The sequence below is a fragment of the Vannielia litorea genome (assembly GCF_018424695.1).
GTDB lineage: Bacteria > Pseudomonadota > Alphaproteobacteria > Rhodobacterales > Rhodobacteraceae > Vannielia > Vannielia litorea_A.
Window position 1 is genome coordinate 1 of the sequence record NZ_QTNQ01000137.1, and the last position, 5,965, is coordinate 5,965.

10 protein-coding genes are annotated in these 5,965 nt (G+C 67.4%); 5 read left to right on the top strand and 5 right to left on the bottom strand.

Going from position 1 to position 5,965, the window contains the following annotated elements; translation table 11 throughout:
* On the top strand, window positions 1-184 hold a 184-nt coding region (locus tag DYI42_RS22845), incomplete at its 5' end, for a glutathione binding-like protein (RefSeq protein WP_213549283.1).
* An 84-nt stretch (window positions 185-268) separates the two neighbouring features.
* The gene (gene pth, locus DYI42_RS22850; protein WP_213549285.1) at window positions 269-958 is read left to right on the top strand and encodes an aminoacyl-tRNA hydrolase; all 690 of its coding nucleotides are present in this window, start codon (window positions 269-271) and stop codon (window positions 956-958) included.
* 29 nt (window positions 959-987) lie between these two features.
* Here the strand turns inward: pth and DYI42_RS22855 are convergent, their stop codons facing one another.
* Window positions 988-1,242: a DUF167 domain-containing protein gene (locus DYI42_RS22855; RefSeq protein ID WP_440870663.1), complete on the bottom strand. Its 255-nt coding sequence runs from the start codon at window positions 1,240-1,242 to the stop codon at window positions 988-990.
* Window positions 1,243-1,292: 50 nt separating this feature from the next.
* On the opposite strand from DYI42_RS22855, the gene DYI42_RS22860 reads away from it, so the two are divergent.
* Genes DYI42_RS22860 through DYI42_RS22870 form a run of 3 tightly spaced genes read left to right on the top strand, consistent with a single transcriptional unit; the run spans window position 1,293 to window position 3,615 of the window.
* Complete coding sequence (locus tag DYI42_RS22860; protein WP_213549289.1) at window positions 1,293-2,396, top strand: class II histone deacetylase; 1,104 nt, start codon at window positions 1,293-1,295, stop codon at window positions 2,394-2,396.
* Window positions 2,397-2,401: 5 nt separating this feature from the next.
* Window positions 2,402-3,145, top strand: coding sequence for a hypothetical protein (locus DYI42_RS22865; protein ID WP_213549291.1), 744 nt, complete (start codon window positions 2,402-2,404; stop codon window positions 3,143-3,145).
* 41 nt (window positions 3,146-3,186) lie between these two features.
* Window positions 3,187-3,615: a DUF1801 domain-containing protein gene (locus DYI42_RS22870; protein WP_213549293.1), complete on the top strand. Its 429-nt coding sequence runs from the start codon at window positions 3,187-3,189 to the stop codon at window positions 3,613-3,615.
* Between the two features lie 21 nt (window positions 3,616-3,636).
* Here DYI42_RS22870 and DYI42_RS22875 read toward each other — a convergent pair whose 3' ends face one another.
* The 4 genes from DYI42_RS22875 to DYI42_RS22890 form a co-directional block, all read right to left on the bottom strand.
* Window positions 3,637-3,813 (bottom strand): tautomerase family protein, encoded by a 177-nt coding sequence (locus DYI42_RS22875; protein WP_244868106.1) that lies wholly within the window; start codon window positions 3,811-3,813, stop codon window positions 3,637-3,639.
* Window positions 3,814-3,925: 112 nt separating this feature from the next.
* Window positions 3,926-4,717, bottom strand: coding sequence for a tryptophan synthase subunit alpha (gene trpA / locus DYI42_RS22880; RefSeq protein WP_213549295.1), 792 nt, complete (start codon window positions 4,715-4,717; stop codon window positions 3,926-3,928).
* Between the two features lie 98 nt (window positions 4,718-4,815).
* Window positions 4,816-5,376, bottom strand: coding sequence for a papain-like cysteine protease family protein (locus DYI42_RS22885; RefSeq protein WP_213549297.1), 561 nt, complete (start codon window positions 5,374-5,376; stop codon window positions 4,816-4,818).
* A 70-nt stretch (window positions 5,377-5,446) separates the two neighbouring features.
* Window positions 5,447-5,965 (bottom strand): UdgX family uracil-DNA binding protein (locus DYI42_RS22890; RefSeq protein WP_213549299.1); only part of this gene is annotated, 519 nt, incomplete at its 5' end.

Here is a 5,965-nt window from a genome sequence, read left to right on the forward strand (position 1 = left end):
GGGGCTGGTGCTGGAGGGGGCGCTGAGCCGGGCGGATTGCCACCTTGTGCCGATGGTGGATGCTTTTTGCCGGTATGAGGCGGGGGCGGAGTTGCTGGCTCAGTTTCCGGCGCTGGCGACGTGGTGGGAACGCGTGCGCGAAGAGCCGGTTGTGGTGGCGAGCGATCCGGGGTTGCCGGGGTGAAGGGGGTGTTTAGCAGATTGCCCACCCTGCGGGTTGCGCCGGGGCCGGTGGCGCGGCATTGAGGCCGGGAAGGGGAGCGACGCGATGCAGCTTTGGGTCGGGCTCGGGAATCCGGGCGAGAAATATGCCGCCAACCGGCACAACATCGGCTTCATGGCGGTGGACCGGATTGCCGCCGATCATGGCTTCGGGCCGTGGCGGGCGAAGTTTCAGGGCGAGCTTTCAGAAGGGCGGTTTGGCTCGGAGAAGATCGTGCTGCTGAAGCCGATGACCTTCATGAACCTCTCGGGGCAGTCGGTGGGCGAGGCGATGCGCTTCTTCAAGCTGGAGGCCCCCGACGTGATGGTGTTTCACGACGAGATCGACCTTGCGCCGGGCAAGCTGCGCTGCAAGGCGGGTGGCGGCCATGCGGGGCACAACGGGCTGCGCTCGATCCATGAGCATATCGGGCCGCATTACGACCGTGTGCGCATGGGCGTGGGCCATCCGGGCCGCAAGGAGGCTGTGCCCGGCTGGGTGCTGAAAGACTTCGCAAAGCATGATGCCGAGTGGCTGGACGACATGCTGCGGGGCATCTCCGACGGCGCGGGCGAACTGGCGGCGGGCGATTCCGGGCGGTTCATGAACGCGGTGGCGCGGCGGATGCAGCCCACCAAGGCCGAGAAGAAGGCCGCACAAAAGGCCGAAGCGCCGCAGAAGGCCGCAGAAACCGCGCCGGAGCCGGAGTCGGATGGCCGTTCGCCGCTGCAAAGGCTGGTCGACAAGTTTCGCTGAGACGCCGGCGCGCAGACCGGGGCTGCATGTCAGTCCAGCCGAAACGCCTTGGTGCGGCCGGTTGCCCCTGCTGTGAGGGTTAGCCGACTAGGGGCCACGCCGAGGGCATGGGCGAGAAGCTTTATCACCGCCGCGTTTGCCTTGCCGCCCTCGGGCGTGGCGGTGCTGGTGATTTTCAGGGTGTCGCCTTGCGCCATCACCGAATCGGTGCGGGCATTGGGTGTGACCTTCACAGTCAGCGTTGCACCCGGTGTGGCGAGGTGGGCGAGGCTGCCCTTTTGCATCCGAGGTTTGGCCATGGCACTGATTGGCACGGGGCAACGCGGAGGGCGAGATGGCCACGGGATTTTTCTGGGATGAGCGGTGTTTCTGGCACCACGGCGGCGACTATGCCCTGACGCTGCCGGTGGGCGGCTTCGTGCAGCCCGGCGCGGGCGGGTTGCCGGATGGGCCGGAAACCAAGCGGCGGCTGAAGAACCTGATGAGCGTCAGCGGGATCGACGGGGAGCTGGCGCTGCGCGGCGCTCCGGAAGCCACGCGGGAGGAGCTTTTGCGGGTGCATCCGGTCAGCTATCTCGATGCGTTCAAGGAGATGTCGGACGCGGGCGGCGGTGAGTTGGGCCTGCGCACGCCGTTCGGGCAGGGCGGCTACGAGGTGGCGGCGCTGTCGGCAGGGCTGGCGGTGGAGGCAGTGCGCGCGGTGTCCTCGGGTGAGTTGGACAACGCCTATTCGCTCAGTCGCCCGCCCGGCCACCATTGCCTGCCTGACTGGGCCAACGGCTTCTGCCTCATGGCTAATATCGCCATCGCCGTGGAGGCCGCGCTGGCGGACAAGCGCGTGGAGCGTGTGGCCGTGCTGGACTGGGACGTGCATCACGGCAATGGCACTGAGGCCTGCTTCTGGGAGCGTAGCGAGGTGCTGACCGTCTCGATCCATCAGGCGCGGAACTACCCGCTCGATACCGGCGGGGCCGAGGCCCGGGGTGCGGGCGCGGGAGAGGGGGCGAACCTCAACATCCCGTTGCCACCGGGTGTGGGCCATGCGGGCTACATGGCGGCGATGGAGCGGCTTGCCCTGCCAGCGATCCGGGCGCATCGGCCCGATCTCATCGTGGTGGCCTGCGGCTATGACGCGGGCGCGATGGACCCGCTGGGCCGGATGCTCTGCACCGCCGATAGCTTTGGCGAGATGACGGCAGCGGTGAAGGCGCTTGCAGGTGAGATCTGTGGCGGGCGGCTGGTGATGGTGCATGAGGGCGGCTATTCGGAGGCCCATGTGCCGTTTTGCGGGCACCGGGTGCTGGAGGCGCTTTCGGGCACGTCGATCCATGTGCCGGACCCGTTGAAGGCGACGCTGGAGGCGCGCCAGCCGGGGCCGAAGTTCGGCGCCTTCGTGGAGGGGCTGCTGGCCGAGCAGGCGGAGGCTGCCGGGCTTTGAGGCGAATGCGGTGGTGGGTGTCAGCCACCCTACAGCTTGGCATTGCCGGAGCGCTCACGGCGCTGACTTTCGTGGGTGGCCTGGCCTGGCTGGGGGCGCTGGCGTTCAGGCGGCGGTGGCTGGCGTTCGGGGCGCTCTACATCGCGCTCTGCGGTGCGATGTGGCTTGCCGCGCCGCTGGCGGGCCGCGAGGGCGTGCCCTGCTGGGGCGGGCCGCTCAGGGCCAAGGGGATCTATTGCGCGATGAACCGCACTTTCGTGACGCCTGAGTTGCGGGCGGTGCTGGAAGATCTGGCAGCCGATATGGCGAAGGCGCACCCCGGCACCGTGACGGTGATGCTCGACGGCGGCTTCCCTGCGAGCGGGCTGCCGTTGTTGCCTCACCTCAGCCATGACGATGGCGAGAAGGCCGACCTGGCCTTCTGGTATCGCGACGCTACGGGCTATGTACCCGGGCGCACCCGCTCGCCGCTGGGCTACTTCGCCTTCGAGGAGGGGCCGAGCGATTGCCCGCGCCGCTGGCAGAGCCTGCGGTGGAACATGCGCTGGCTTCAGCCGCTCTGGCGTGACATGGCGCTGGACGACGCGCGGATGCGGTTTGCGCTGGGCTGGCTGAAGCGCGATGCGCGGGTGGGCAAGGTGTTTGTCGAGCCGCACCTTGCCGCCCGCTACGGCGTGAATGGGGGCAAGATGCGCTTTCAGGGTTGCCGGGCGGCACGGCATGACGACCATGTTCACCTCCAGCTCTGAATCCGCTTGCGCAAACCCTGCGCGCACCGAATGATCGGGGCATGATCAAGGCCAACCCTCCCTTCTCGAGCGCGGACGTCGCCGCCGTCTACGAAGGCTTTCCCGAGGCGGTGCGGGAGGCCTTGCTGTCGTTGCGGGAGCTGGTGTTCGACGTGGCCGAGGCGACGCCGGGAGTTGGGGCGCTGGAGGAGTGCCTGAAGTGGGGCCAGCCAGCCTATGTGACGAGCGAGACCAAGGCAGGCTCGCCGCTTCGGCTGGCGGCCTCCAAGCAAGGCGGGCTTGGCGTGTTCGTGCATTGCGCCACGCGGATCATCCCGGATTTCAAGGCGCTGTTCCCCGAGAGGTTCCGGTTTGACGGCACCCGCGGCGTGCTGTTCGAGGTGGGCGAGGAGCTGCCGGTGGACGAGCTGCGGATGCTGGTGGCCAGCGCCCTGACATACCACGCACGCAAGAAGTTCCAGCCGGCCTGAGCGGTTTGCGATGGAACGGCTTCAGCCGCGCGCCCGCATGGCGCGGGCATCCGAGGTTGTCAGCGCCTTGCCCGCATAGCCCCACGATCCACTCTGAACTTCGTGAATGCGGCAGGAGGTGTTGTCACGCAGGGTCTGCCCGGCGACACTGCCGAAGGCCTCTGTCACGGCCTGGATGATCCGGGCCTTTTTCTTCATCGCTGAACACCCCTTCGAGCACCTGAATGTCGATGGCGGGCATGGCTGGTCCTCCCTCTGTCGTCGGGGCAAGGATCGGCAGCCGGGGCGGCGGGTTTCAACCGGTCGGCGCTCAGGCGGAATGGGCACCCTCGGCGAGGGTCTTCACGAAGGCGGTCACCTCGGCGGGGGACTTCCCATCGGCGATCTGGGCGACGATGGCGGAGCCGACCACCGCGCCATCGGCCACGGAGGCGATGCTTTGCGCGCCCTCGGGCGTCTTGATGCCGAAGCCGACGATGACCGGCAGATCGGTTTGCGCCTTGATCCGGGCCACCTCGGGGGCGACATCGGCGGCGCTGGCCTCGGCAGAGCCTGTGATGCCGGTAATCGAGACGTAATAGACGAAGCCGGAGGTGTTTTGCAGCACCTTGGGCAGGCGCTTGTCGTCGGTGGTGGGCGTGGCGAGGCGGATGAAGTTGAGCCCGGCCTTTTGCGCCGGGATGCAAAGCTCGTCATCCTCCTCGGGGGGCAGGTCGACCACGATGAGCCCGTCGATGCCGGCCTCCTTGGCCTCGGTCAGGAAGGTGTCGACCCCGCGGCTGTAGATCGGGTTGTAGTAGCCCATCAGCACGATGGGGGTGGTGTCGTTCTCGGCGCGGAAGGCGCGGGCCAGCTCGAGCGTGCGGTCCATGGTCATGCCCGCCTCGAGCGCGCGCTGCCCGGCGAGCTGGATGGTGGGGCCGTCGGCCATGGGATCGGTGAAGGGCGCGCCGAGTTCGATGATGTCCACGCCCGCGCCGGGGAGGCTTTTGACGATCTCCAGCGAGGTGTCGTAATCGGGGTCGCCAGCCATGACATAGGCAACGAAGGCCTTTTTGCCCTCGGAGGAAAGGCGGGCGAAGGTGTCGTCGATGCGGGTCATGGGCGGGCTCCTATCCGGTCCGACCCGATTTGCCGGATAGCGCGCAAGGGCGCAAGAGGGCAATGCGGTTGGCGCGGGGGCCTGCCCCGCGCACGGCCTCAGTAGTGCATGATCTGTGAGAACTGGTTGAGCTGCTCGTCGCGCAGGGGCCGCATGGTGAAGCCGGTTTCATGCTGAGACACCATCTGATCGACCGTCATGGTGTGGCGCGCGCCATCGCTCGGGTCGATGTAACGGATGTGGGTGCCACCGGCCGTGCCGTCGCCGTAGATGCCGTAGAAGATGATGATGTGCCGCCCGGCCCGGGTCTCGGTCAGCCCATCGGGGCCGAACACTTGCCAGCCATAGCTTGTCCAGAGCAGGCCATGGTTTTGCAGCAGTCGCTTCCAGCCGTCGATGGACGGGTTGTGGAGCGGCTCGGCTGTCATCCCCGCGGCGTTTGCGAGGTTACGATTTTCGTTGATCGAAAGGCCCGCGCGGTTCTTCCAGGTGGTGGTGTAAGGTTCGCCGAGGCTCTTGATGGCGTCGTCTATCGAGATCGAGATCTGGTTTTTCCACGAGTAGATCATGGTGAACATGGCGGCCCAGCAGGTCATCCCGCTGGGTTGGCGGACGGGCACGATGAGGCCCGGAACGGTGTAGTCGAAGGATTGCGGCATGCCGACGCTCCGAATGGTTTGGCTTCCAATGCCAAGATCATAGCACGAATCGGCCCACAGCTGGACGAGGTCAGGCCGTGAGGCGGGCAGCTTCGGCGAGATCGGCGGTGAAGCGGGCCTCGGCTTCGGCGCGGGCGGCGGCGTCTGGCAGGCGGAGCAGGTAGCTCGGGTGGGTGGTCAGCAGGACGGGGGTGCCGTCGGGCGTGTGCTCGACGGTGGACCGGCGGCGGGTGATGTTCCTGGCGCTGCCGGTGAGGGAGAGGGCGGCGGTGGCGCCCAGGGCGAGGATGAGCTTGGGTTTGATCCAGCTGCGCTCGAGGTCGAGCCACCATTTGCAATGTTCGATCTCATCCGCATCGGGGCACTGGTGGAGGCGGCGTTTGCCGCGCGGGCTGAATTTGAAGTGCTTCACCGCGTTGGTGACGTAGGTTTGCCGCCGGTCCAGTCCTGCCTTGGCGGCGCAGGTATCGAAGAGCTGCCCGGCGGGGCCTGTGAAGGGCTTGCCGGAGAGGTCTTCGGCATCGCCCGGCTGCTCGCCCACGATCATGAGGCGGGCGGTAAGCGGGCCCTCACCGGGGACGGCTTGGGT

Coding starts and splice junctions, on each gene's coding strand:
- DYI42_RS22860 (WP_213549289.1), top strand. CDS start 1,293: ATGGCCACGGGATTTTTCTGGGATGAGCGGTGTTTCTGGCACCACGGC.
- DYI42_RS22870 (WP_213549293.1), top strand. CDS start 3,187: ATGATCAAGGCCAACCCTCCCTTCTCGAGCGCGGACGTCGCCGCCGTC.
- DYI42_RS22875 (WP_244868106.1), bottom strand. CDS start 3,813: ATGAAGAAAAAGGCCCGGATCATCCAGGCCGTGACAGAGGCCTTCGGC.
- trpA (WP_213549295.1), bottom strand. CDS start 4,717: ATGACCCGCATCGACGACACCTTCGCCCGCCTTTCCTCCGAGGGCAAA.
- DYI42_RS22885 (WP_213549297.1), bottom strand. CDS start 5,376: ATGCCGCAATCCTTCGACTACACCGTTCCGGGCCTCATCGTGCCCGTC.
- pth (WP_213549285.1), top strand. CDS start 269: ATGCAGCTTTGGGTCGGGCTCGGGAATCCGGGCGAGAAATATGCCGCC.
- DYI42_RS22865 (WP_213549291.1), top strand. CDS start 2,402: ATGCGGTGGTGGGTGTCAGCCACCCTACAGCTTGGCATTGCCGGAGCG.
- DYI42_RS22855 (WP_440870663.1), bottom strand. CDS start 1,242: ATGCAAAAGGGCAGCCTCGCCCACCTCGCCACACCGGGTGCAACGCTG.